Genomic DNA, 26,078 nt, shown 5'->3' with positions numbered 1-26,078 from the left:
TCTGTATTTGGCTGCTATTTTTAATCAAAAATAGTGACTCAACACAGATGATTTTTTATTTTGCCACAACTCCCTAGCAAAATACTAAATTTTGATTGACTGTGTTGTCACAACTTAACTTTGTTATAATCTGTAAAAATACGATTTTTAACGATAAAGTCCGCGTATTTCACTATAATTTGGCTGAAAATGACCTATTGTTTGTCTACTAATTTATAGAAAATATTGCTCATTGAAATACATGTGCTGTTCATCATTTGCTAGGAGTTTTTATGTCCAAGAGTGGTTTTGGTCAAATGTACCGTCGGCTTTCCAGTAAGCTGCTTGACCTTGTGGTCACACCGCATGTTCTTGGAGAAATTCCGTCCGATGTAGCAGCGGATTCTCAATCTCCACAACAAGCCAATAAAAAAGTGGTCTGCTATGTTTTACAAAACCATTCTCGTAGTAATGCGTTAGTGGTTGATGGTGAAACACGTCGCTTAAAACTCCCAGCAGCACTTGATCCACTTGTACTTGAAACACAAAAAGAAAAAGCAGCGGTCATCTTTTTACAACATCAAGATGATCATAATTTACTGCAATCGACGACGCATTCATTTCCACCGCGTCTATTACGTCTCATTGAATTTTTAGAAAAACACCCTGATTACGACATTGAGCTGATTCCAGTCACGGTGCTTTGGGGGCGTTCACCCGATAAAGAAGATTCATTACTGAAACTGTTGTTTGCAGATACATGGGCAACACCAGGTAAAGTCAAACAACTAATGAATATTGGCGTTCATGGTCGTCAGTCTTATCTAGAGTTCCATGATGCACAATCGTTAAAAAGCCTTGTGGAATATGCCAATATCCATCATCCAAATATATCACCTGTCACTTATATTGTTAGTCATCTCAATCAATATTTAGATCGTCAGCGTGAAGTGATTTTAGGGCCTGATTTATCTGACCGCCGCAATGTTATGCACTCATTGATTAAAGCGCCTGATGTACAAGATGCCATTCGTAAAGAAAGCATTCGTTCTAAAGTAAGCATGATTGATGCTGAACGCAAAGCCATTGGTTTTGTCAATGAAATCGCTTCGGACTACTCAGCGTCAGCAGTACATTTTGCCGATAAAGCACTAACTCGTTTATGGACTCAGCTTTATGATGGTGTGGAAGTGCATAATTTCAGTACCGTTCGTGAGTTGGTCAAAGATTACGAAGTCATTTATACGCCATGTCACCGTAGTCATATCGACTACCTATTATTGTCATATGTGATCTACAAACGTGGTTTGATGGTGCCGTATATTGCCGCAGGCGATAACTTGAATATGCCGTTTGTGGGTCAACTTCTGCGTGGTGGTGGCGCATTCTTTATTCGTCGTTCATTCCGTGGTAATGCACTTTACACTTCTGTATTTAAAGAATATTTATTTAATATTTTGTCACGTAACACACCTTTAGAATACTTCATTGAAGGTGGTCGCTCACGTACAGGTCGCTTACTTCCACCAAAAACAGGTATGTTGGCAATGACGGTACATAGCCATTTACGTGGTCGTGCGAAACCGATTGTCTTCATTCCAACTTATGTGGGTTATGAGCGCTTGATGGAAGGTGCAACCTATGTCGGTGAGATGAATGGTAAAGCCAAAGAGTCTGAATCCATTTGGGGTATTGTTCAAACTTTGAAAAAGATTGAACGTATTTTCGGTAAAGTTCACGTTAACTTTGGCGAGCCTGTATTCTTGGATGATTTACTCAAAGCACACGGCGCAGACAAGATCAAAATTGAACATAATGATGATCCGATTCCACAAGAAATTTCAAATGCGGTAAATAGCTCAGCCAATGCAATTTTAGAAAATATCAACCGTGCTGTAGTGATTAACCCTGTTTCATTGCTCTCGTTGATTTTATTGGCGACACCGAAACACACGCTTGATGAAGAAATTTGTGTGAAGCAACTCGATACTTATCGCAATTTGCTCACCGCTATTCCTTATGATGGTCGTACGCAAGTCACGCCACTTTCAGGGAAAGAAATCATTGCTTATGGTCTTAAACTAAAATTGATTAAGCGTGTACCTCACGTCCTTGGCGATATTATTGCGATTGCAGACAATCAAGCAGTTTTACTAACATATTTCCGCAATAACATTTTGCATGCTTTTGTTTTACCATCACTTATTGCTGCCTTGGTAGAGCATAATGGTCGGATCAATAAAACTGATTTGTTAAATGTCATTCGTACGCTTTATCCATTTTTGAAAGCTGAATTGTTCTTAAAATGGAAAGATAGTGAAATAAATGCTCAAGTCACTGAATATATTGATGCTTTGGCGCAAGCAAACTTGATTTTTGTCGATGATGAAGATTTTATTTTCTGCCCTACGCCAAATTCGGAAGACCATAACCAGCTTGCAGTTTTAGCTGCGCCTGTACGTCAGAGTCTTGAGCGCTATTACATGACGATGGCTTTAATTTCACAACGTGGTTCGGGCAATATTTCGATTCGTCAGGTTGAGGAATTGAGTTATTTGGTCGGTCAGCGTTTGTCTGTGTTATATGAGTTCAATTCACCTGAGTTCTTTGATAAAGCACTATTCCAAAGCTTTGTAAAAGTATTGACGGAACAAGGTTATATCAAGACCAATGAAGATCATGCAATTGTGTATGGTGAGCAATTTAGCAATGTTGCACAGTATGCAAACTTGGTATTGGATGATGTAACTTTACAAATGCTTCAACACATTACGTCATTTACCGATGATGAGTTAAAAGCGGCTTTAGATGCTTTAGCTGCGCAGCAAGCGAAGAAACGCTTAAAACGGAAGAAGAAGTAAATCCTTATACAGCCCTCCTCTCCTAATTGGAGAGGGGGGATTAATTTAAAATATAATCGATATCTTTTTGAAAATAAAAATCAATTTTACATCCCTCAATATCTTAAATAAGCTATATTTGAAGCTAAATTTAACTCAAAAATATTTATAAGCTCAGTGGCTTTTCAATTTTATAATTATTGATGGATTAAATGAACCTGATCTCTATCAGGCAAATAAATTAGACATGATACTTGCTCAACGCAAGGAGATATCAATGATAAAATTGATCAAGCCTATATGTTTAAGTCGACTATTACAGTCTATCGTAATCATCAATATCTGCTCTACTGTCAATGCGAATACCTTACCGATTACACTTAACTCGTCAAATGATGTTAGTTATCCCGCAATAGATGAAGGTCTAAATGAACACCTTTATCCAAATGAAACAACCACAGCTATAGAAATTGCAGATATCATTGAAACATCCATTCGAAAGCAATATACAACAGGTATCGCACTACGAGATGCACATCCTAAAGCCCATGGCTGTGTACATGCAGAATTCAAGATCAATGAAAAACTACCTAAAAATTTAGCTCAAGGTGTTTTTATTCCTGGAAAAACATATCAATCTTGGATTCGCTTTTCTAATGGATCTCGCGATGCGACGCAAGCAGACATAAAAAAAGATGCTCGAGGCATCGCAATAAAAATTTTAGGAGTACCAGGAACAAAGCTTTTAGCGAATGAAGCATCTACTCAAGATTTTATTATGATTAATCACCCTGTTTTTTTTGTAAATAACCCTGCTCGTTATTTATCGTTAATGCAGGATATAAATAGTGAGCATTCTTCTAAACAACTTCATATCCCCTTTGCATTAGGGGCGAAAGGCACTTGGATCGCATTCAACTCTCGAAATAAAATTTCAAATCCTTTGCATACAAGGTATTGGTCTATGGTGCCATACCAGATGGGACTAGGACAGAATCGTGAAGCTGTAAAGTATTCTATACAAGCATGTTCAGCATTTAAAGAGACTATTCCATACGCTCCGAATCATGATTTCTTAAGAGAAGCACTCAAAACAAGTCTGCAAAAAAATGATGCTTGCATGGAGTTTTTAATACAGCCTCGAACATCAAATACCATGTCAGTCGAGGACTCTATGACTGAATGGAAAGAAAACAAAGCCCCTTTTTATAAAGTAGCAACAATTCGTATTCCACAACAAGTTTTTGATACTCCTGAACAAAATAAGTTTTGTGAAAACCTTTCTTTTACCCCATGGCATACGCTACCTGAACATAAACCGCTTGGAGCAATAAACAGAATGCGAAAAGTAATTTATGAACGTATTAGCCGGGTGAGACATGAGATGAATTCTACTCAAAGAATAGAGCCACATTCATAAATTCATTTATATAGAAGTTATAAAATTATAGAAAGATATAAAAAAGTCCGTTTATTTAAACTGACTTTTTTATAGATCACTCATGTTTCACAAAAAAATTCTTAGTTTTTAAATTTTTAATAAAATCAATTACAAAATAACATGCATCAAACATTTATAACAACTTTCTATAATCTAGCAAACAACTATCATGCTTTAATTTATACCCACTCTTCACCATATTATCCGCAAAAATCTTTTTCCCAGTTTCATTCTGACTTTGCAAAACCAACTCAGGTAAATTCAAATCACGTTGAATTTTTAAAATCATTTCATGCAAAGGTTGGGGTTGGTTATTTGTACAAATATATGATTTTTCAGGATGTTCCACGTGAAGCAAATGCGCTAAAAAGTTCGCCAGATCATAAATATGAATCCGATTAGACCAATGAATATTAGAATAAGTCTTTGTGACTTCAGCAAGTTTTACCATTCTTGCAGATGAAGTCCCATAAATCCCTGTCGGGCGTACAATTACACATTCATTTGGATAAGCCTGTTGCCATAATTCTTCCATTTTTAACAGCAAATTACCTTGCTCATCACACGGAATAGTCGGTGAATCATCGTTAATCACCGCACCATGATTTTCCCCATACACACGAGTTGAAGACACCACAACAATCCTCTTTACAGGATGATCCTTTAATGCACGAACAATGGGCTGAACAGAATTGACATAAGTCTGCATGTAAGCTTCAACAGAACTTAAAGACGTATTTCGAGGTGGTGCTAAAAGTACATAGACAGCATCGACAAGTGAAATCTGCGATAAATCGAGTTGATGTATATCTTGCGTCAGATGTTGAGCAAAATCATCAGCCTTTGGACTACGACTCACTGTGGTAATTTGGTGATTCTGCTGAAATAATTGTTTAGCAACCCGCGAAGATGTTTTACCATAACCTATAAATAGAATATGCATGATCCGACCTATTTAAACCGATTCATCAAAAATTGACTCACCGAAACTGATGATTAAATCAGTACACACTAAGTTGAGGGAAAATGGCTGCTGTTCATCAATTACAAGGCGTTGGCAATGCTGCCGCAACTTTACTTGAAAAACTGAATATTTTCACGACAGATGATCTGCTGTTCCATTTACCACGTGACTACGAAGATCGTAGCACGATCATTGCCATGAACCAATTACAGGTTGGACGTAGTTACCTTATGGAAGGCGTGGTCAAGTCTATTGAAATGCCACCTGGAAAACGCAAGTCGATGGCGATTTTATTGCAGGATGATTTCGGTAAAGTCACCTTACGTTTTTATCATATTTATAAAGCCTTGATGGATCGAGCCAAAGCAGGTAATCGCTTGAGAATATTCGGTGAGGTTCGAGTCGGTGCAAGAGGTTTAGAGTTATATCATCCTGAAATACAACTCATTACCGAACTTACACCACTACCCCACACTGAACTCACCGCAATTTACCCTGCGACTGAAGGCTTAACCCAACCTAAACTACGTGAATACGTCAAACAGGCACTGAATCATCACGCCGATGATTTACCTGAATTACTCCCTGAAAAATTCACCAATGGTTATGCGCTAAATCAAGCACTTGAATATATTCATCATCCACCTGTAGATGCCAATATGTTGCAACTGTCGCAAGGTTCACACCCTGCTCAGCAACGCCTAATTTTTGAAGAATTGGTGGCACATCAAATTAGCTTATTGACTCGCCGTGCATATATACAACAAATCGCAGCACCATCATTTAGCTACAGTAAAACCTTTGCCAAGCAACTATTGGCGAGTATGCCTTTTGAAATGACCAATGCACAAAAACGTGTATCAAATGAAATTGCCAAAGATTTAAAGCAAAACAAACCAATGCTTCGCCTTGTTCAAGGTGATGTAGGCGCAGGAAAAACACTCGTTGCAGGAGTTGCCGCCTGCCATGCACTTGAGGAAGGTTGGCAAGTTGCACTCATGGCGCCGACTGAGATTTTAGCGGAACAGCATTATTTAAACTTTAAAAAATGGTTTGAACCACTCGGTTTAAATGTGTCATGGCTTTCAGGCAAACAAAAAGGTAAGGCACGTACTACGGCTGAACTCACGCTAAAAGATGGTACTGCAAATGTAATTATTGGGACACATGCGCTATTTCAGGATAATGTCGAATTTGCCAAACTCGGTTTAGTCATTATTGATGAACAACACCGTTTCGGGGTCGATCAGCGTTTAGCACTGCGTAATAAAGGTATAGACAATACCACGCCACATCAATTGGTGATGACTGCCACCCCCATTCCTCGAACACTTGCAATGTCTGCCTATGGTGACTTAGACACTTCAGTCATTGACGAACTTCCGCCAGGTCGCACACCTATTCAAACCGTGACAATTCCGCTAGAGCGTAGAGAAGAAGTTTTACATCGTGTTGCGAAAAACTGTGCCGAAGGCAAGCAAGCCTATTGGGTATGTACACTTGTAGAGCAGTCTGAAACCTTGGATGCTCAAGCGGCTGAAGCCACTTATGCGGAAATTAAAGAACGTTTTCCACAACTGAATATTGGACTTGTACATGGCAAAATGAAGGCTGATGAAAAGCAATCTGTCATGCAACAATTTAAAGACAATGAATTACAGCTATTGATTGCTACCACCGTGATTGAAGTGGGTGTTGATGTGCCGAATGCCTCTATTATGATCATTGAAAATGCTGAACGTCTTGGGCTTTCACAACTGCATCAGCTTCGTGGTCGTGTCGGACGTGGAGCAACAGCGAGTTTCTGCGCCCTGCTGTATAAGCATCCGCTGTCCCAAAATGGGCAGGAACGTTTGCGTATCATGCGGGAAACTAATGACGGCTTTCTGATTGCTGAAAAAGATTTAGAAATACGTGGACCAGGTGAATTACTTGGCACAAAACAAACAGGTGATATGGGCTTTCGTGTTGCCAAACTCGAACGAGATGACCACTTATTAAATCAAGCACATTATGTCGCAAGTCAAGTTTTAAAAGATTATCCTGTAAATGCAGAAGCCTTGCTGAAACGATGGCTACCTGAAGCACCAAGGTATGCATATGTTTAAACAAAGTCCTCATCCCTTTTAGGGGGGGGACTTACTTTATTAATTTCACTATGCAAAAATCATTTTTTAATAGCTAAATTTACTTTAAAATTGATATTTAAAATTAAAAAAAAGAATAAAAATATGTTCCAACTCATCAGCCGAATTCTACAAAAAAGCGTACAAAGCATGTCAAATTGTCTACTCTGTGGCATAGACCAACAACAATATCATTCATTATGTAACGATTGTTGGGAACATCTGCCATGGCTCAAACAACATATCATACGGCATGAACAACAAATTCTTTGCGCTCATCATTATCAATTTCCCATAGACCGAGTGATTCTGACCTACAAATATGAACAACAATTACAATACCAAAATTTACTGGCACACAGCTTATTAAATTTAAGACTGCCTAAAGTCCAAGCCATTGTACCTATGCCTATTTCAACGCAACGGCTCGCAGATCGTGGCTATAACCAAATGCTGATTATTGCCAAAATTATGGCTAAGGAACTAAATATTCCTGTATGGCAACCCATTAACCGTGAAGCACAACACTCGCAAAAAGGTTTAAGTCGAATCGAACGTATTGAAAATATCGAAAATCAATTTCAAATCATTTCTACCGAAAGACGTAAATATAAAAAAGTACTCATCATCGATGATGTAGTGACCACAGGTAGTTCTATTCAGGCGCTTATACAAGCACTGAACAAACTCGGCTGTCAGCAAATTTATAGTGCCTGTATTGCCGCAGCAGACTAAAACCTATAAATTTGCCCTACACCACGGAATAACCACTTCCCTTGTAAGCGGTGCAAGTAAAGTCTGATCATGGTCTAAATCAATCCATTTCATTTCTGCAATTTCAGCATCCATTTTTGGTGCGTGATCTAAATTTACCTGATAAACATAACTCACCAATTGATGCCCTGCTTCATTAGCAGCGAGCGTTTCAAAGCGACCTAAAAATTGCTGTATTTGTGCAGTCGTACTAATTTCTTCTTCAATTTCACGTAGCATTGTTTGTTCAGGTAATTCATTGAGCTCAAGTTTTCCACCAACTTGCATAAAAAATTGAGTATTTTTCTTTCTCACCAATAATAACTGATTTTGATCATTCAAAATAACAGCCGCAGCAACAGTAATAACATTCATACATCAAAATAATTAAAAGCAAAAAACACAATATATTGTGATGTTAATTAAAATTAAAATCAATATATTGTGTTTTTACAACTTAACAAAAACTAAGCACGCTTTTCTTCTTGCACTCTTTCTTGTTTACCCCATTTTGGTTCAGGTGCAACAAATACTTCAAATTGAGCCATAATCGCTTCTATAGAATCTGAACAAATCAAGGCATCAGTAAAACGTTCTTTAGTAAAACCCTTGTATGTACTCAATTGAATAAACTTAAATAAATCACTATAAAAACCTTCAACATTTAAAAATGCACACGGCTTTAAATGAATACCTAGCTGTGCCCAAGTCCATTGTTCAAAAATCTCTTCCCATGTCCCAGAACCACCTGGTAAAGCAATAAAACCATCGGAGAGTTCAGACATTTTAGTTTTACGTTCATGCATATCTTTAACAACATACAGTTTGGTTAAATCTGGATGTGCCAATTCAGCATCGACCAAATTCTGTGGAATCACACCAATGACCTGACCACCAACAGCCAATGCGCTGTCTGCAACAATACCCATCAAGCCTGAACGACCACCACCATAAACTAAGGTTTTCCCTTGCTTAGCGATTAATTCACCCGTTAATTTTGCCGTTTCAGCAAAGATAGAATCTGATCCAAATGCAGATCCACAAAAAATTGCGATAGAATTCATATAAATCTAACCCTGTTATGCTATGGTCATGATGTAAAATTAAACAATACGAGAGATTTTTTAAAAATAAGCGATGTATTCCGTGTTTTCCTCGGAATCCTTGTCTAAAATACACCCATCAATTAACTCAGTATACTGCGCAAAGGAGAAAGAGACGATGCTTGAAGCCTTTTATGCCACAGAGCGCGGTAGCTTGGAAGATGCAACCATTAATGGCGGTTTTGACTTACACCCTGAATTGGTTTGGGTTGACCTTATTGCACCTTCACAAGAAGAACAAGAATGGGTGCTAGACGCCTATGAACAAAATCTTCCTACGCTAAAATCACTCGAAGATATTTCATCCTCTGCTCGATTCTATCGTGATGATGATGGAATTTTACATATCAGTACCTATTTTTTAACAAAAAATAAAAACTATCAGGTTGAAGGTGATCCTGATGATTCAACTAACATGCTGGCAACGGTACAAACGGTTGCATTCATTTTGCATAAAAACCGCTTGTTCACCTTACGTGGTGAAAAACTTGTAGCATTTCGTGCATTTCGTGCCCGTGCCCGCCGCAATGATTATGATATTGACTATAAAGATCCGACTTGGATTTTACTTGGTCTACTTGAAGCTAAACTCGATGAACTTGCCGATATCCTCGAAGATATTCACAAAGACCTTGAGTCGTATTCAACTGAAGTCTTAAACGTGCGTCATCGTGAAATGATTTTAGACCTTGATGATATGATTACACGTTTGGCTCAAAAAGAGGATATGCTCGGAAAAGCACAACTCTGCCTGATTGATTTACGCCGAGTACTGACCTTCTTATCCCGACCTCGTGCATTGGGTAGTCATATTTATGATGCAGATATTCGAGAGCTTAGTGAGGATGTTCGCTCACTGGTCGAACACGATGCATTCTTATTCCAAAAAGTTCGATTCCTGCTCGACACCACGTCAGGCTTCATTAATACTGAGCAGAATGATACGATTCGTCGATTCTCCATTTTACCCAGTATGCTTGCACCACCCATGCTAATTGCAAGTATTTATGGTATGAACACCGAAGTTCTACCTTTTGCACATGGTTCGACAAGCTTTTATGTTGTGATCACCATCTTGATCGCGTTCTTTGTAGGACCACTCATTTACTTTAGATGGAAAAAATGGATTTGATGAGCAAGGCTTTGAAACACTGCTTCAAAGCGAAGTGCAAGAAATGCACCACATCTACAATCATGTCTGAATATTCTTGAATATATTGAATATTGCTCATATCAAAATTTTACAGAAATAAAAAAGCACCTTTCGGTGCTTTTTTATTTACTTTAATGATTTAAATCAATTTCAAATCATCTTGTAAATGACAGGCTTGAATAATTTTCATCATTTTTGTAGGTACAGCTTTAAATTGTAATCCTTGCACATTCGGTGTTTGGCGCAACCACTGTACCAACACTGACAATGCCAAAGTACTCCCATGTTCAAGCTGAGATAAGTTGATTGTCAGTGGAAATTTATTTTCATCACGAATAATCTTCAAACCACTTTGATAATAGCTTTCAGCATTATCATAAGAAATTTTACCGCTAACATACAATTCCTGATCTTTTAATTCAATCACGCATCCACCCATCATTCACAATCAATTATTTTTTCACTGCTGCATCAGCATCAGGTTTGAATGTTGCAATTGCCTTATCAATATTGCCATTGTTACGTTGAACGTTTGCTGCAAACTGATTGCGGAACTGTAAGCCAAGATCAATACCAGATACATTGATGTTACGGATTTTCCATTGTGAACCTTGATCCGACAGTTGGAATGACACAGGGATTTTTTCACCTTTGTTATTAAAGTCGATCGTCACTACAGGATTTTTACTTGCACTCGCTTTATACGGGCGCATGGTATAAGTTTGATTCGTAAATTTCGCAAACGCACTACCGTAGTTTTCGATCAATGTATTACGAAAATTTTGTTCAAACTTAGCACGCTGTGCAGCATTACTGTATTGATTCGTCGCATATGTTCCCATCACAATACGTGTAAAAGCCTGACCATCGACATACGGATCAAGGTTTTGACGTACAATCGCTTTTACAGCATCGGGGTTACTCTGAAGTTTCGCATGATCTGCTTTCAAACGTGAAATAAGACCATCAGCAACACGCTTAACAAAAGCGGGAGGCGCTTCAGTAGGTGCTGCATTGGCAACTGTCGCCATCATTGTTGCAAGAATACCTGCTGTAAAAGTTTGTTTTAATACTATATTCATGTTCACCTTCAGTTACTCCTCTAATGCTTATTCGACAAACGAATTTTGAGCATCAGTTGTTTCGGTCGTAGCAGGTGCATCTTTAGACTCAGATGCAACGCTTGATGATTTACCTGCACCACCTGTAATAAATTTAGAAATTAGATCTTCAAGATCCATTGTGCCTTGTGTATTACCTACAGCATCACCACGTTTGAGGTAATTCAAACCACCACCAGGTACAACTTTTAAATATTTTTCACCCAACAATCCATTGGTCGCAACCATAATATAAGCATCTTCATCAATACTTGTGATGGATGTCATGTTACTAATCAGTGTCTTTTCCATTTCTTTTTGTTTCACAGCATCTGCAGACTGATAATCAGCACTGTAACGCAATTCTTCGAGTGCATTTTGCTGTACATCTTTCAATTGTTTACTATCAAATGATGTCAATTGACCGTCCAAATCAAATGTGACTTTTGCAAGGCGTGAAACAGGGTCTAGGGTAATAGATTCCACACGACCAATGGTGACACCACTCATCGTTACTTTGGCACGAGGTTTTAAGCCATTCACATTATCAAATGTAGCTGTCATGCTATAGCTATCTTTGAGATTTGTCCCCATCAAACCACTGACCTTCATGGCAAGGAAAAATAGAGCAATCCCAAAGACAATGACAAAAATACCTACGGCTAGCTCACTACTACGTGATTTCATTAAACCCCTCCGAACATGACCGCAGTCAACACAAAATCAAAACCAAGTACACAAAGCGATGAATAGACAACCGTACGTGTTGTCGAAGTAGCAATACCTTCCGATGTTGGCTCACAAGCGTAACCTTGATATACCGCAATCCAAGTACAAATAAGTGCAAAAACAATACTCTTGATAATTGTGCCATTAAGCACATCTTTACTAAACTGTACTGTGCCTTGCATACCGCTCCAAAATGAACCTTCATCAACACCCAAAAAGTCCACTCCCACCAATTTACCACCCATAATTCCAATGGCAGCAAAAATAACAGATAACATAGGTAAACTTACAATCCCCGCCCAAAGACGCGGTGAAACAATACGTTTGAGTGGATCAACACCTATCATTTCCATACTTGAAAGCTGTTCTGTCGCTTTCATTAAACCAATTTCTGCAGTTAATGCAGAACCTGCACGTCCTGCAAACAACAACGCAGCAACAACTGGTGCAAGTTCACGCAGTAAGGTCAATGAAACCATTGTACCAAGCATAGACTCAGAGCCAACATTAACCAAAATTGAATAACCTTGCAGACCAATGACTAGACCAATGAACAGCCCAGATACTGCAATGATTAATAATGACATGACCCCAACACGGTACATTTGATACAGAAATAGTCGGAAGCCCAAAGCTGTAGGCATAGAAAATAAGATCTGCAACAGCATCTGCGTTGCAACCCCAATGCCCTGTACACGCTCAATAACACGTCTACCTAATAAGGCAATTGCATTCATGAATGTACCTCATTCTTTAAATACGGCTGATGACTAAACTGATAATCGACAGGTCCTTCCATCGAACCTGTCAAGAATTGCTGTACAAACGGTGAAGCATGCTGACGCAATTCATCAGGTGTGCCCTCTCCTTGTACTTTGCCCTCGGCAACCACATAAATATAGTCAGCAATAGATAAAGTTTCAGATACATCATGTGAAACAATAATTGAAGTCAAATCGAGCGCATCACGTAAAGAGCGAATCAAGCGCGTTAAAACCCCCATCACAATTGGGTCTTGCCCGGCAAATGGCTCATCATACATAATGAGATCAGGGTCAAGTGCTATAGCACGCGCCAAAGCAACACGGCGATTCATGCCACCCGACAGCTCAGCTGGCATCAATTTTTCAGCACCACGTAAACCAACAGATTCAAGTTTTAAAGCCACAAGTTCTGCAATTAAATTTTCAGATAATTTCGTATGTGCACGAATGGGAAAAGCCACATTTTCATACACCGTCATATCTGTAAACAATGCACCACTTTGGAATAACATTCCCATACGTGCACGTGCAGCAAAAAGCTCATTTCGTGACATGGATGCAATATTTTTTCTATCAAGCAATACTTCACCATGATCAGGCGTCAATTGCCCCCCAATTAGGCGCAATAAAGTTGTTTTACCTGTACCTGACGGCCCCATGATTGCGGTAATTTGTCCACGTCGAATTTTAAGATTTACATTGTCATAAATGACACGTTCACCACGATTAAAACTTAAATTGCGTACTTCAATTAAAGCCTGATCGTCGGGAAGTGTTTGATTATTCATAATTGAACATTTCCTGCAATTACAGTCCGCATACTATACTCTGATCAGTCTGAGTTGTATTAAGATGAAATAATAATAATTTGGGATGCAGTGTATCATTTTTATACTTAAAGTCTGAATCTTATGCTAAATTTATTATTGAATAATGTACTTAAAATGTTCTTATTTATTAAATTATTTTAGGCAAAACAAAATGCATTTACAGCAAAACACTAAAAACAAAATATCCGATATTACATAACAAGAGTAGGAAGAAAATATTAAACATAATCACTCCAAAATGGGAATTTCCATAAATACGAATATTTACATTATTACCTATATTTATCTAAAAATAAAAAAAGCATGAACTGCAACACACTTTATTGTATCAGAATAAATTTTGCATGCAATAAAAAACCAGCCCTAAAGCTGGTTTTTTTAAATTTACTTAAACTATTTTATATTTAGTCGTTAAATTTGCGACGTGGACGATCTTCTCCACCTTCACGGCGCGGACGATCTGAATTAAATTCACGTTTAGGACGATCTTCACCACCAAAAGTGCGTTTTGGACGGTCGTCACCAAAAGAACGTTGTGGACGATCACCGAAACCACCTTCACGGCGTGGCGCTGGACGATCACCAAAATCACGCTTTGGACGGTCGCCGAAGCTACCTTCACGACGTGGTTTGTAATCTACGCTGTTACCACGGTTGTCATCATTAGAGCGAGGACGATCACCATAAGATGGACGATCGCTACGCGGAGCTGAACGATCACCGAAATCACGCTTTGGACGATCATCGCCATACGATGGACGGTCACCACGTGGACGATCACCGAAACCGCCTTCACGACGTGGTGGACGATCGCCAAAATCACGCTTTGGACGATCATCGCCATACGATGGACGGTCGCCACGTGGACGATCACCGAAACCACCCTCACGGCGTGGAGCTGGACGATCACCAAAATCACGCTTTGGACGATCATCGCCATACGATGGACGGTCGCCACGTGGACGATCACCGAAACCGCCTTCACGACGTGGACGATCTTCACCACCTTCACGACGTTTGAAGTTGCTTTCGCCTTCAAAACGACTACGACCACCGCTATCACGGCCACCAAAACCGCCACGACCGCCGCCGTTACGACCACGACCGCCACCATCACGACCACGACCGCCACCATCACGACTACCGCGTGCAGGAGGTGGAGATGGCTCAAGGCCTTCGATTTCAGAAACGTTCAAACGCGCTTCTAAGTAATCTTCTAAAGCACGAATTTTACCGCGTTCACGGTAAGTTGCCAAAGTGATTGCTTTACCTGTACGACCCGCACGACCTGTACGACCAATACGGTGTACATAGTCTTCGTTCTTCATAGGAAGACCGAAGTTAATTACGTGTGAAATTGTTGGAACGTCAAGACCACGAGCAGCTACATCTGTAGCAACAAGGATTTTTGCACGACCTTCACGAATAGAACGTAAACGACGGTTACGTACAGTTTGTGGCATAGCACCATGAAGTGCTACAACTGAAAGACCAGCTTCTGCAAGCTCTTCAGCAAGCATATCTGTATCTTCTTGAGTTGACGCAAATACAACAGCCTGATCTACATCTTCAGCACTTAACCAATGCGTAAGCAATTTTTTCTTATGCTCAAAACCATCAGTCCAATGCAAAGTTTGGGTAATGTCAGTATTTGTAGAATGACCTGTTTCAATTGCAATACGCATTGGATCATTCATCATGCGTTCAGCAAGGTTAATGATACGTGGTGCAAATGTTGCAGAGAACATTAATGTTTGTTTACGATTTAACGCTAAATCGCTGATTGCTTCCAAGTCTTCAGAGAAGCCTAGATCAAGCATACGGTCAGCTTCATCGACAATTAAAGCGTCAACTAAATCAAGTTTAATTTGACGACGGTTTACAAGATCAAGTAAACGACCTGGAGTCGCAACTACAACTTGTGCACCTTTTAATTGTTGAATTTGTTTACCAAAAGGCATACCGCCCATGATTGCAGCAACACGAACACCTTTCATGTGACGTACAAGTGCAATAGCATCTTGACATACTTGCTGTGCAAGCTCACGTGTAGGAGAGATAACAAGGATATTCGGTTGAGTTACCGCTTTCATGCGATCTTTAAATGAATTAAGCGTGTCTTGACCCGCTAAAGCATTTAATGTTGGAAGTAAAAATGCAGCAGTTTTACCAGAACCTGTTTGGCTTGATACAAGAAGGTCTTTACCTTCCATAGCCGCAGGAATAGATTGCTCTTGAACTGGCGTAGGCGCAGTAAAACCAAGAGATTCAAGTGCTTTTTGTAGCGACTCGTCTAAAGAAAAATCAGCAAAAGTTTTGCTCATAGAGTATGTCACCCGAATGTGGGTGCTCCATTAAATATATAGTCTGATGGACATCGGCAAAAACCGGCACAGCAATAATCGCTGAAAAAATAGAAATCAGCGGAAATCCGAGAACGACGATGCGTATAACGCACATTTGATAACAGCCGCAACCTGAAGGAATCGCTTAAGCGATTGGGTGGGGCGCGAAATATTGTCCTCTCTTGGGACCGGACGCGCTACACAATATAGAAGAGAAATGTTCAGGTAATGAACGAAATTTAGTGCGTGGGCGGAGTATAGCAGGATTTAAAATAAAGTCACGAAGTTTTATTGTTTTTTCCTGTGAGTAAATGAGATATAATTATTTTGAAATAAAACACTTCTATTTATCCCTAAAAACAACAAAGCTAGATTAAAAAAATGTCTACACAAACCATTGAACAAGAAATTATTCAAGTGATTAGAAAAAACTTCAATAAAGATCATTATATTATTCGCTTTATTAAAAACCTATTCACTAGATCTAAACAACCTAAATGGATGAATGCTGATGATCCACTATCCGAACAATATCGACAACAATTAAAATTACTCAATCATGGAAATATTGTTTGGGCGGCAGTCGTACAAGCGAATAATTTATTATTTCAAGATGGTCCGATGGATCATCCCGTGCATATTGTCTACTCTTCTACTCAAGACTTTGATAATAATCCTGAATACTTATCAGAAATCGCATCAAAAATTTATAGTTTAAAAAATACTGTTCCTGATGATATCCAATTGAGTAAACTTGCAGAAATGGTCACGAATGAGCAAGAGCGTGGCTTAGATTGGGAGTTGCCATCATCACTTACAAACGCATCAATACGTTCAACAACATTTGTCTTTGCCAGAGAACATAGTCCGAATCGCATATTGTCCAGTAATAAAATTCCAATTTTAATACACCCTTCTACTCATGCATGCATGATGGTTCCATCACGATTTTGGACACAAAAGTTGACAGATAGTTGGAGCAACCCTGAACAAGAACAAGAACAAGAACAAGAACAAGAACAAGAACAAGAACAAGAACAAGAACAAAAAATCTATCAAAAAATTGGTGAACTTCTGTGGTCTATCATGCCTGAAGAAGCAACTGTAATATATTTTACAGGTGATATTTATCCTGAACATTGGTCAGGTGGAGCAGATTGGCTTCTCAAAAATGGGAAAATCGAGAGTTTTCTATTTGGTGAAAGTCCTTACGAAATTGAAAGTCAAATATATGAATTAATGAAAAAGTTAAGATCACTGGATATGTTTGCAGAGAAATGGACAAACTATAAAATCACATTAACAGAAACAGGAAAGATTGATTTCGAATTTGCCTATATTCCTGAAGAAGATCATTGGCCTGGACTACTTATGAAAGGTGTAAGTGAATTAAAAGAAGATGAGTTAGATCTACACAATATTCCATTTGAAGAATGGGAAATGCGTATTAAACATAGGGAACAAAATAAAGATTAAATTTCAAATAACGCATAAAAAAGCCTTCATAAAAATGAAGGCTTTTCAAACTCAATCTACGAAAGTATAAATTACTTCGCAGCTTCACCCCAAGCAGGAACAACTTGTTGCATGAGTGGTTTTAACATTTTCATAGAACAAGCGATCACTTGACCATTTTCCATAGAATCAGAACCACCACGTGCATCAACAACAGTACCACCCGCTTCTTTCACGATTAATTCACCTGCTGCGATATCCCAAGGCTTCAGGCCAAGTTCAAAGTAAGCATCAAAACGACCTGCTGCAACATAAGCAAGATCCAGTGCTGCTGAACCTGAACGACGATATTGCGCGCCTGCCTCAGTGACATTCAACAATGAATCAAAATGGTTTTTTGCATAAGAAACGACTTCACCATTACGAACTTTACGGAATGCATGACCTACGCCCATGAAAGTCTTTTCAAGGCTGTCTTTTACATTTACACGAATACGGCGTTGGTTCAGCATTGCACCACGACCACGGCTTGCAGAGAATAACTCATCTTTCACAGGGTCATAAATAACACCGTGTTGAGTGATACCTTTGTGCTGAACTGCGATAGATACGCAGAAATGAGGAACACCATTAATGAAGTTTAATGTGCCATCAAGTGGATCAATAATCCAACACCAATCAGCGTCGTGACCATTACCTTCTTGATAACCAAATTCTTCACCAAGGAAGCTGTGATTTTTATAACTTTTACGAAGTGTATCAATCGTCAACTGTTCAATATAACGGTCTACACGCGTTACAGGACCATCGATACCTTTTTCTTCGACTTGTAGATCGAGTTTATGACGATTTTGATGCGCTTTTAAAAGCTCTTGACCAACTAATTGAGCCGCACGCGCAGCCATAACCACCATAGGTTCCATTGAACACCCACTACAAATTTGAAGATATTGATAAAGAATAATGCATAAAAGCCCGAATATTTTAGCAAATATTCGGGCTTTTAGGGGAAAAATGTTTATGAAGTTTATAAGCTATGAATTTATATCGCTTAATTGAGCTAAATCATCCAATTCAATATCAAAATAATTTTTAATACTTTTAAACATGCTGAATCAGTTTCGTCCATGCATGTTGAACTGAAAGTTGAATGCCTTTAGCATCTAGACCGCAAGATTGTAACATTTCAGCATGGCTCGCTTGTGCTAAGAACGTATCAGGCAAACCTAAATTCAACATAGGTTTTAAAATTTGCGCTTGCGCCATAAATTCATTCACAGCACTTCCCGCTCCTGCCATTACTGCATGTTCTTCGACAGTAACAAATAAACTCGTTTGATCTGCCAAATCTCGAATAATTTGCTCATCAAGTGGTTTGACAAAACGCATATTCACGATACGTACAGCAACATCTAGCTGTTCAGCAAGTTGCTTTGCAGCTTCAAGCGCAGGTTGAACACGACTACCAAAAGCTAAAATCGAAATACCGTCTTCATGTTCAGTATTAAACGTCGCTAAAAGTTCAGCTTTACCTATATCCATTGTGATCATTGTTTGCTGAATTTCTACACCCAAGCCATTACCACGTGGATAACGTACTGCGGCAGGCCCCTGATGCATATACGCCGTATGCAACATTTGACGACATTCATTTTCGTCTTTCGGCGCCATAATCACAATGTTCGGTACGGTACGCATAAAGGCATAATCATACGCCCCTGCATGTGTTGGACCATCTTCACCGACTAAACCTGCACGATCAATACCAAAAGTGACATCAAGGTTTTGCAAAGCAACATCGTGAACCAGTTGATCATAACCACGTTGTAAGAATGTCGAATAAATCGCAACAACAGGTTTTAAGCCTTCACATGCCATACCAGCAGCAAGTGTGACCGCATGCTGTTCGGCAATCGCAACATCGAAATAACGCTCAGGATATTGCTGTGCAAATTGCACCATACCCGAGCCTTCACACATTGCAGGTGTGATCGCGAGCAATTTTTCATCTTGTGCTGCCTCATCACACAACCATTGCCCAAAAACATCGGCATATTTTGGGGCGGTATTTTTTGAAGCTACCGCGCTGAGTTTACCAATCGCATGGTACTTAATTTGATCCGCTTCGGCAGGTGCAAATCCTTTACCTTTAACGGTATAAATATGGATTAAACGAGGTCCCTTACGCTGTTTTAACGCATTAAAGACCTGAACCATTTGATTGACATCGTGTCCATCAAATGGACCAAAATAATCAAAACCAATGGCTTTAAATAGATTATCGGCAGCATCAGTTGCAGATTCATGCAAACGAGAATTAAAGTCCCATTCAGGGCAATCTTGAACGAAGGCTTGCCCCTGTTCATCAACATTAATAAATTTACCTTGTTCCCAAATAGACGCTAGATGTTTGGCAAATCCACCTGTGCTTTGTGAAATTGACATATCGTTGTCATTTAATACAACCATTAGGTCTGCATTGTGGGCAACCGCATCATTCATGGCTTCAAATGCCATACCAGCTGTCATTGCACCATCACCAATGATGGCAACAACTTCTCGCTTTTTTTGTTGATATCGGCTTGCCAATGCCATGCCTAAACCTGCAGAAATTGCAGTCGATGAATGTCCTACACCAAAGGTATCAAATACAGATTCTTCACGTGCAGGAAATGCAGCTAAACCATCTTTCGCACGAATGCTAACAAGTTGCTCACGGCGACCTGTTAGAGCTTTATGCGGATAGGCTTGATGTCCAACATCCCAAACCAAGCGGTCTTCGGGAGTGTTAAAGCTATAATGGAGTGCTACGGTCAGCTCAACGACCCCAAGATTGGCACCAAAATGCCCACCACTTTGTCCAGCAGCGTATAAAATATATTGACGTAGCTCATCTGCCACCTGTGTCAGACGGGCTGGCTCAAGCTGACGTAATTGTTGTGGATGGTCTATTCCATTCAACAATGGCGTATCAGGGCGTTGACTCGGGATTTCGGTATACAACATATGTGGCAAAGCCTTCTAAAGCCTGGCAAATCTAAGCTGGGAACACGGGGTAGCATATTCGTGAAAGATCATCATATCACAAACCTTCCGCCACATTTATAAGGATGCTCCACTGAACGGTTCTCAGTTCGGCATTTATGTCAATTTGGTCTAATTATCCTGAATAATCTTAGTATTTATCAACCATTTTCGTGTTCTTTATACAAAAAAGAATAATGTATTTTCAGGATTGTGCATAAAAACATACGTTACCATTCTATCTATATGCATGCTTTACGCTATACTTTAGCCAATTTCAACACAAAAAATGGTTAAGCCTGTGCCGATTGAATTTATTGCTACGTCTAAACTCCCTACGGCTTTTGGTGACTTTAAAATTTCTGTTTTTCAAGATCCACAAACTGGTGAAGAGCACGTTGCGCTTTCAAAAGGTCTTGAAAATGCACCAACCGCACCTGTTTTAGTACGTATTCATTCTGAATGTTTAACGGGCGATGCCTTTGGGTCACTCAAGTGTGACTGTGGCCCACAGCTGCATAACACCATGCAAATGATCAATGATGCAGGTCAAGGTGTGATTTTATATCTGCGTCAAGAAGGTCGTGGTATTGGCTTGACCAATAAAATTCGTGCTTATGCTTTACAAGATCAAGGACATGACACCGTTGATGCTAATTTGATGTTAAACCTCCCTGCCGATGCCCGCACTTATGATATGTGTAGCATTATGCTGGATCATTTAGCCGTAAAACAGGTCAAACTCATCACCAATAATCCGTTAAAACTTAAAGCCTTAACTGACTTAGGTATTGATGTAACGGATCGTGTGCCATTGACTGTGGGTTTGAATGAATTCAATGCTGATTATTTAAAAACTAAACATGACCGTATGTCGCATATGTATGAGAAAGAGGATTTTTAAAACAAAAATGTGATATAAATCAAATTAAACCATACTAGATTAAGCGAAAATCACTGATTTCAGGGATATTTTTCACTCTTTTTCTTGGCTAGATTCTATTTTCTAGCATTAGAAACTTGAGATGACCATGAAAAAAACTATCTTAGCAATGAGTATTTTCTCGATATTATTAATGGGGTGTAATGGTAGTGATTCTAAAACCAATAACAATGAAACATCTTCTCCACCCCAAAATACACACCTAAACTTTGGGGAAAAAACCGATAAAGTTCAAATTACTAGTTTAAAATATCCTAATAGTACATCGGAGACAGTTGACCTTTTAGATGGTAAGCTCAAAGATACTCCTATATTACTTGGCCAAGCCGAAGATCTATTTATCATTAACTATTTATCAGGTGAGAAAAATATTGGTTTCATCCTTGCAACCAAGCAACAAATTTTAGACCACAAAATTGAATTCAATGAGTTTTCCTTTCTCATTAGCAATGAAGCAATGGAACGGTTTCTCGGCTTAAGCTATGCCGACATGATAATATTTACAGATCTGTTAGCAGATAAAATCTTAAAAGAAGATTTAGATGGCAATAAAACGATTAATTATGAAGATATTTTTAGTTTAAATAAAAATACTCAAGCTCTTCAGAAATTAGAGTTTAACTATGATGAATACTTTAATAATAAAAATAATAGCTTCAATATGAGTCTTAATGATGCGTATAAAACAGCTGATTCATCTTTATTTAGATCAATTATGGATGAAGTTTTTGATTCATTAATAAGGCTTGAAGAGCCAGCAATATTCACCAAAACCGTCTATCAAACAGAAATATCATCAGGTGAGAATGGCGAAATCACTAGCAACGATCCTAGAATTGAAACTCTAAATAAGGACAATAATACAGCAGTCTTGCTCAACAATCCTATTGAAGGATCTGCCACTGTTCGTACAACAAATATATCAAACATAACATTAACAGCCACTCCCACAACACCCAATATGGTCTTTGAAGGTTGGGAAGGCTGTGAAAATAGCAATGCAAATACTTGTACCATTGACCTGAATCAGAATAATAAAGTTTATGCACATTTTGGTTCTATTGATCATTTAGAAACGCCTAATTGGAATACCAAAACCTGTGCCCAAGCCAAAGCAGAATCAGTAAATAATGAATTACCAACTGCCTGCTTATCTCTCAAAAATTATATTTCACCTTCTGATGCAGAATTAAATCAAGGCCGTGCTGTTTTTGCCTTCGGTACTGATGGGTGCTATGCCTCAGCTCCAGTCTATACCGCACTTGACGGTTCGCTCAGAGCTAATCCAGGAATTCCTTTAGCAGGCTCTAAAACAGATAAATGTAATTATTTCGATCAAATGAATAATGCATATCTGACATATCATGAAGTGAGCTCAAATAAATCAAACTACAAAGCACGTATTTTTGGTTTATATGCGGTTAAAGATCAATGTAGTCCTGCAGTACCAGAGAAGTTATGTGGCCATAAAAATGAATGGGAACATGTCATTATTTGGATGAAAGACAATCAGCCAGAATATGTAACCCATACCCGACATGGCTGGATTGAAACCAAAGAAGCTTCAAAAGCGACACACTTAGCAAATACTCCAAATACATTTGTATTTAAATACATTCAGGAAGGAACCATTAATAGCCATTATCCAGATTTTGCAGGAAGTAAAAATGGTATCTATATACCATCTGAACAGCCAACACCACAAGGAACTCTATTTGGTCATGACAGCAAGCAAATATTAGACTATAAATACGCATCCACTGACTTTAAACAATGGTTTGAAAGTAAAGGGAAAACTAAACAATCTTGGGAGCGTGTGACTCAGCGTATTTATGACAATAGTTGGCTTAATAGCAAAGTTTGCCCTGTAAGAGTTGCTGAGGGTTGCGAAAAGCATTGGTTTAAACCAAACTTTCTAGTTATTGATAAAGTTCCAGTTATGCCTAAAGCATGGGAAAATGCAAAAGTAAAATTCTAATCAGATAAAGCCTCACACAATTAAAAGATGCTTAAAATATAGAAGCATCTTTTTTTTAAATAAAAGCATTAAATTCCTTACTTTTTTTATGGTTTTATGTTTTTATGTATACAACTTCAGAAATTTTATTTTCATCTTCCCAAGAGGTTCACATGCAGAATCCAACATCCGCAGATATCCAACGTGTACGTGATTTTTTATGTGATTTACAAGCACGCATTTGTTCTGCGCTAGAACAACAAGAAAAAATTGGCGGTGGGACTGCGACATTTGAAATTGATGATTGGCAACGTCCTGAAGGTGGTGGTGGTCGCTCTCGCGTACTACAAAATGGCATTGTAGTTGAAAAAGGTGGTGTGATGTTCTCACACATCAACATTTCAAATCTGCCTGCATCTGCAACTGAACGCCATCCGCAAATTGCAGGAGCAAAAGCGCAAGCAATGGGTGTTTCACTCGTTATCCATCCGAACAATCCGAATGTACCAACTTCTCATGCAAACGTTCGCTTATTTGTTGCCGAAAAAGAAGGTCAAGAACCAATTTGGTGGTTCGGTGGTGGTTTTGATCTCACGCCTTTTTATCCAAATGATGAAGATGTCCTTGCATGGCATCAAAAATCGTATGATCTCTGTGCACCGTTTGGTGATAATGTTTATGCAGAACATAAGCAATGGTGTGATGATTATTTCTATTTAAAACACCGTGATGAACAACGTGGCGTGGGTGGCTTATTTTTTGATGACCTAAATCAATGGGACTTTGAAAAATGCTTTGAATATATTCAAGCGGTGGGCAATGGCTACCTTGAAGCTATTTTACCGATTTTCCAGAAAAATCAAGATAAGCCTTATACCGAAGCGCAACGCGACTTCCAACTGTATCGTCGTGGTCGCTATGTTGAATATAATTTAGTGTATGACCGAGGCACTCTATTTGGCTTACAAACAGGTGGTCGTATCGAGTCAATTTTGGTGAGTATGCCACCGCTTGCAGGTTGGTCATATCGTCCAATATGGGATGAAAACAGCCCCGAAAAACGTTTAACGGATTATTATTTAAAACCTAAAGATTGGTTAAATGAACTAAAATAGTTTAAAAACCTCCGTCATTTTAGATTGTTTGAATGCAATACATTTTAAGAGAAAACAAAAAATGTATTGTATTTTGAACTTACAATTCAATGTAAAACCTTATTTTAATTTACTTAAATAGTATTTTTAAAAATTTAAACTCGCCACACTCAATTACAACATAAATTAAATCTTCAATTCTTGATACGTTCTGTTGCAAACACAATAACATCTCAGCGCTGAAATTAGCGTAAGATGTCCCATATCTTGAAAATCACTTCATCATTACGCCCTGTGTTTAGGTCGTTTTTCGCCTTTATCTTCATCATAGCAAACAGAGAATAATCGATGAATATCAAAAAATTTAGTACCATCACCCTCCTTTTATGGAGCTTTGTGATTGTATTTTTAAGTTCTGTCAGCACTACTGTTTTTTCTGAAAGTGCATTTAATGATAATTTTGCTTTTACCACGATGGCGATTGGTGTAATTGGCTTTTTAGTCAGTGGACTGTTTTTATTAGTCGATACCGTTCAAGATATCTGCAATCCGTAATTTTATTTTCTCACCAAGTTTTTCTGTAAATCTATAGTTCAGGCTTTAGTCATTCTGTATTCTGTCGTATATTGAAGCTCATTTTCACCACATGGATGCTGTGCAATGAGCAAACAATTCGCGGTCATTGGTAATCCCATTGAACATTCTCGCTCACCTGAATTACACCATCAGTTTGCTGAAAAAACTCATATTGATCTAAGCTACAAGAAACGTTTGGCTGAACTTGATGACTTTGAAGTCAGCGTCAAAGATTTTTTTTCCGACGCCAATGCCGTAGGGATGAACGTTACAGTTCCATTCAAAGCACAAGCCTTTGCTTTATGTACACATTTATCTGAACGTGCCACCATTGCTAAAGCCGTCAATACCTTATGGATGGAAAATGGTGAATTACATGGCGACAATACAGATGGTCAAGGTTTGGTTGAAGCCATTCATGCACTCGATTGGTCACTCCAAAACAGTCGCATCTTAATTATTGGTGCAGGTGGTGCAACGCGTGGTGTCATTTATCCACTTGCTCAAGCAGGCGTAACACACATCACTATTGCCAACCGTACACTTGCTCGTGCAGAACAATTGGTCAGTGATCTTCGGGATGCTGTTCCGCATATAGAACTTTCAGCTTGCGGACTAGATCAGTTACATGGCGAATATGATCTTATTATCAATGCAACCTCTGCAAGTTTAACAGGCGATACGCTTATCCTGCCTGAAACACTACAATTTAAATATGCTTATGAAATGGCATACGGCAAACCTTCAAGTTTTATTGATCAAGCCAAAGCACGTGGCGTACCCACATCGGAAGGTTTTGGCATGCTCGTTGGACAAGCCATTGAGGCATTTTATATTTGGAATGGCGTTAAACCTAATTTAAAAGACTTTATTTAAGTTTTAAATTCCAATGAATAAAAAAG

At 38.8% G+C, this 26,078-nt stretch carries 22 protein-coding genes; 11 read left to right on the top strand and 11 right to left on the bottom strand.

All coding sequences use genetic code 11. The features are described 5' to 3' along the window. Nucleotides 1-272 precede the first annotated feature (272 nt). Together plsB and FW754_RS01070 are read left to right on the top strand one after the other, a co-directional pair. Nucleotides 273-2,840: a glycerol-3-phosphate 1-O-acyltransferase PlsB gene (plsB, locus tag FW754_RS01075; RefSeq protein WP_409509973.1), complete on the top strand. Its 2,568-nt coding sequence runs from the start codon at nucleotides 273-275 to the stop codon at nucleotides 2,838-2,840. A 256-nt stretch (nucleotides 2,841-3,096) separates the two neighbouring features. Further along, the gene (locus FW754_RS01070) at nucleotides 3,097-4,239 is read left to right on the top strand and encodes a catalase family protein (RefSeq protein ID WP_419345866.1); all 1,143 of its coding nucleotides are present in this window, start codon (nucleotides 3,097-3,099) and stop codon (nucleotides 4,237-4,239) included. Nucleotides 4,240-4,393: 154 nt separating this feature from the next. Here FW754_RS01070 and FW754_RS01065 read toward each other — a convergent pair whose 3' ends face one another. Beyond that, entirely contained in the window at nucleotides 4,394-5,203 is an 810-nt protein-coding gene (locus tag FW754_RS01065) for an NAD-dependent epimerase/dehydratase family protein (RefSeq protein ID WP_446323618.1), read from the bottom strand. An 83-nt stretch (nucleotides 5,204-5,286) separates the two neighbouring features. On the opposite strand from FW754_RS01065, the gene recG reads away from it, so the two are divergent. Continuing rightward, nucleotides 5,287-7,332 (top strand): ATP-dependent DNA helicase RecG, encoded by a 2,046-nt coding sequence (recG, locus tag FW754_RS01060; RefSeq protein ID WP_446323617.1) that lies wholly within the window; start codon nucleotides 5,287-5,289, stop codon nucleotides 7,330-7,332. A gap of 123 nt (nucleotides 7,333-7,455) precedes the next feature. Then, complete coding sequence (locus FW754_RS01055; RefSeq protein ID WP_446323616.1) at nucleotides 7,456-8,085, top strand: ComF family protein; 630 nt, start codon at nucleotides 7,456-7,458, stop codon at nucleotides 8,083-8,085. 3 nt (nucleotides 8,086-8,088) lie between these two features. Here the strand turns inward: FW754_RS01055 and FW754_RS01050 are convergent, their stop codons facing one another. Both FW754_RS01050 and FW754_RS01045 read right to left on the bottom strand, forming a co-directional pair. Further along, nucleotides 8,089-8,478, bottom strand: a complete 390-nt coding sequence (locus FW754_RS01050) for an NUDIX hydrolase (RefSeq protein ID WP_419345862.1) — start codon at nucleotides 8,476-8,478, stop codon at nucleotides 8,089-8,091. Between the two features lie 92 nt (nucleotides 8,479-8,570). After that, nucleotides 8,571-9,167 (bottom strand): LOG family protein, encoded by a 597-nt coding sequence (locus FW754_RS01045; protein WP_446323615.1) that lies wholly within the window; start codon nucleotides 9,165-9,167, stop codon nucleotides 8,571-8,573. A 157-nt stretch (nucleotides 9,168-9,324) separates the two neighbouring features. On the opposite strand from FW754_RS01045, the gene FW754_RS01040 reads away from it, so the two are divergent. Beyond that, nucleotides 9,325-10,338 carry a magnesium and cobalt transport protein CorA gene (locus FW754_RS01040; protein WP_409509966.1) on the top strand — a complete coding sequence of 338 codons (1,014 nt, stop codon included), beginning with the start codon at nucleotides 9,325-9,327 and terminating at the stop codon, nucleotides 10,336-10,338. A gap of 160 nt (nucleotides 10,339-10,498) precedes the next feature. Here the strand turns inward: FW754_RS01040 and FW754_RS01035 are convergent, their stop codons facing one another. The 6 genes from FW754_RS01035 to FW754_RS01010 form a co-directional block, all read right to left on the bottom strand. Continuing rightward, on the bottom strand, nucleotides 10,499-10,786 hold the full coding sequence (locus tag FW754_RS01035) for an STAS domain-containing protein (protein ID WP_419345860.1): 288 nt from the start codon (nucleotides 10,784-10,786) through the stop codon (nucleotides 10,499-10,501). Nucleotides 10,787-10,811: 25 nt separating this feature from the next. Then, complete coding sequence (locus tag FW754_RS01030; protein WP_409509964.1) at nucleotides 10,812-11,441, bottom strand: MlaC/ttg2D family ABC transporter substrate-binding protein; 630 nt, start codon at nucleotides 11,439-11,441, stop codon at nucleotides 10,812-10,814. Nucleotides 11,442-11,468: 27 nt separating this feature from the next. Then, nucleotides 11,469-12,146, bottom strand: coding sequence for an outer membrane lipid asymmetry maintenance protein MlaD (gene mlaD / locus FW754_RS01025; protein WP_446323614.1), 678 nt, complete (start codon nucleotides 12,144-12,146; stop codon nucleotides 11,469-11,471). Continuing rightward, a complete protein-coding gene (gene mlaE, locus FW754_RS01020; protein ID WP_419345858.1) occupies nucleotides 12,146-12,925 on the bottom strand; it encodes a lipid asymmetry maintenance ABC transporter permease subunit MlaE in 780 nt (259 codons plus the stop codon). The genes mlaD and mlaE overlap by 1 nt, the downstream gene beginning before the upstream one ends. Further along, complete coding sequence (locus FW754_RS01015; protein WP_409509961.1) at nucleotides 12,922-13,740, bottom strand: ABC transporter ATP-binding protein; 819 nt, start codon at nucleotides 13,738-13,740, stop codon at nucleotides 12,922-12,924. Before FW754_RS01015 ends, mlaE begins: the two co-directional genes overlap by 4 nt. A 446-nt stretch (nucleotides 13,741-14,186) precedes the next feature. Further along, a complete protein-coding gene (locus FW754_RS01010; protein ID WP_446323613.1) occupies nucleotides 14,187-16,106 on the bottom strand; it encodes a DEAD/DEAH box helicase in 1,920 nt (639 codons plus the stop codon). A 402-nt stretch (nucleotides 16,107-16,508) separates the two neighbouring features. Between FW754_RS01010 and FW754_RS01005 the strand changes: the two genes are divergently transcribed. Continuing rightward, the gene (locus FW754_RS01005; RefSeq protein WP_446323612.1) at nucleotides 16,509-17,603 is read left to right on the top strand and encodes a hypothetical protein; all 1,095 of its coding nucleotides are present in this window, start codon (nucleotides 16,509-16,511) and stop codon (nucleotides 17,601-17,603) included. Between the two features lie 71 nt (nucleotides 17,604-17,674). Here FW754_RS01005 and FW754_RS01000 read toward each other — a convergent pair whose 3' ends face one another. Together FW754_RS01000 and dxs are read right to left on the bottom strand one after the other, a co-directional pair. Continuing rightward, nucleotides 17,675-18,505 (bottom strand): inositol monophosphatase family protein, encoded by an 831-nt coding sequence (locus tag FW754_RS01000; protein ID WP_409509958.1) that lies wholly within the window; start codon nucleotides 18,503-18,505, stop codon nucleotides 17,675-17,677. 178 nt (nucleotides 18,506-18,683) lie between these two features. After that, nucleotides 18,684-20,588 carry a 1-deoxy-D-xylulose-5-phosphate synthase gene (dxs, locus tag FW754_RS00995; protein WP_446323611.1) on the bottom strand — a complete coding sequence of 635 codons (1,905 nt, stop codon included), beginning with the start codon at nucleotides 20,586-20,588 and terminating at the stop codon, nucleotides 18,684-18,686. A gap of 319 nt (nucleotides 20,589-20,907) precedes the next feature. Here dxs and ribA point away from each other — a divergent pair, with 319 nt between their 5' ends. The 5 genes from ribA (at nucleotide 20,908) to aroE (ending at nucleotide 26,052) form a co-directional block, all read left to right on the top strand. Further along, nucleotides 20,908-21,510, top strand: a complete 603-nt coding sequence (gene ribA, locus FW754_RS00990; RefSeq protein ID WP_419345851.1) for a GTP cyclohydrolase II — start codon at nucleotides 20,908-20,910, stop codon at nucleotides 21,508-21,510. A 127-nt stretch (nucleotides 21,511-21,637) separates the two neighbouring features. Next, nucleotides 21,638-23,527, top strand: coding sequence for an NPP1 family protein (locus FW754_RS00985; protein ID WP_446323610.1), 1,890 nt, complete (start codon nucleotides 21,638-21,640; stop codon nucleotides 23,525-23,527). Between the two features lie 152 nt (nucleotides 23,528-23,679). Further along, nucleotides 23,680-24,621, top strand: a complete 942-nt coding sequence (hemF, locus tag FW754_RS00980; protein ID WP_409509954.1) for an oxygen-dependent coproporphyrinogen oxidase — start codon at nucleotides 23,680-23,682, stop codon at nucleotides 24,619-24,621. A gap of 327 nt (nucleotides 24,622-24,948) precedes the next feature. Further along, nucleotides 24,949-25,155, top strand: coding sequence for a hypothetical protein (locus tag FW754_RS00975; protein WP_409509953.1), 207 nt, complete (start codon nucleotides 24,949-24,951; stop codon nucleotides 25,153-25,155). A gap of 105 nt (nucleotides 25,156-25,260) precedes the next feature. Beyond that, nucleotides 25,261-26,052, top strand: coding sequence for a shikimate dehydrogenase (gene aroE / locus FW754_RS00970; RefSeq protein ID WP_446323609.1), 792 nt, complete (start codon nucleotides 25,261-25,263; stop codon nucleotides 26,050-26,052). Nucleotides 26,053-26,078 lie beyond the last annotated feature (26 nt).

The sequence above is a fragment of the Acinetobacter sp. 1207_04 genome (genome assembly GCF_052850415.1).
Note: the sequence above shows the minus strand (reverse complement) of the source record. Positions and strands in the feature narration are given on the sequence as shown.

Coding starts and splice junctions, on each gene's coding strand:
- plsB (WP_409509973.1), top strand. CDS start 273: ATGTCCAAGAGTGGTTTTGGTCAAATGTACCGTCGGCTTTCCAGTAAG.
- FW754_RS01070 (WP_419345866.1), top strand. CDS start 3,097: ATGATAAAATTGATCAAGCCTATATGTTTAAGTCGACTATTACAGTCT.
- FW754_RS01065 (WP_446323618.1), bottom strand. CDS start 5,203: ATGCATATTCTATTTATAGGTTATGGTAAAACATCTTCGCGGGTTGCT.
- recG (WP_446323617.1), top strand. CDS start 5,287: ATGGCTGCTGTTCATCAATTACAAGGCGTTGGCAATGCTGCCGCAACT.
- FW754_RS01055 (WP_446323616.1), top strand. CDS start 7,456: ATGTTCCAACTCATCAGCCGAATTCTACAAAAAAGCGTACAAAGCATG.
- FW754_RS01050 (WP_419345862.1), bottom strand. CDS start 8,478: ATGAATGTTATTACTGTTGCTGCGGCTGTTATTTTGAATGATCAAAAT.
- FW754_RS01045 (WP_446323615.1), bottom strand. CDS start 9,167: ATGAATTCTATCGCAATTTTTTGTGGATCTGCATTTGGATCAGATTCT.
- FW754_RS01040 (WP_409509966.1), top strand. CDS start 9,325: ATGCTTGAAGCCTTTTATGCCACAGAGCGCGGTAGCTTGGAAGATGCA.
- FW754_RS01030 (WP_409509964.1), bottom strand. CDS start 11,441: ATGAATATAGTATTAAAACAAACTTTTACAGCAGGTATTCTTGCAACA.
- mlaD (WP_446323614.1), bottom strand. CDS start 12,146: ATGAAATCACGTAGTAGTGAGCTAGCCGTAGGTATTTTTGTCATTGTC.
- mlaE (WP_419345858.1), bottom strand. CDS start 12,925: ATGAATGCAATTGCCTTATTAGGTAGACGTGTTATTGAGCGTGTACAG.
- FW754_RS01015 (WP_409509961.1), bottom strand. CDS start 13,740: ATGAATAATCAAACACTTCCCGACGATCAGGCTTTAATTGAAGTACGC.
- FW754_RS01010 (WP_446323613.1), bottom strand. CDS start 16,106: ATGAGCAAAACTTTTGCTGATTTTTCTTTAGACGAGTCGCTACAAAAA.
- FW754_RS01005 (WP_446323612.1), top strand. CDS start 16,509: ATGTCTACACAAACCATTGAACAAGAAATTATTCAAGTGATTAGAAAA.
- FW754_RS01000 (WP_409509958.1), bottom strand. CDS start 18,505: ATGGAACCTATGGTGGTTATGGCTGCGCGTGCGGCTCAATTAGTTGGT.
- dxs (WP_446323611.1), bottom strand. CDS start 20,588: ATGTTGTATACCGAAATCCCGAGTCAACGCCCTGATACGCCATTGTTG.
- FW754_RS00985 (WP_446323610.1), top strand. CDS start 21,638: ATGAAAAAAACTATCTTAGCAATGAGTATTTTCTCGATATTATTAATG.
- hemF (WP_409509954.1), top strand. CDS start 23,680: ATGCAGAATCCAACATCCGCAGATATCCAACGTGTACGTGATTTTTTA.
- FW754_RS00975 (WP_409509953.1), top strand. CDS start 24,949: ATGAATATCAAAAAATTTAGTACCATCACCCTCCTTTTATGGAGCTTT.
- aroE (WP_446323609.1), top strand. CDS start 25,261: ATGAGCAAACAATTCGCGGTCATTGGTAATCCCATTGAACATTCTCGC.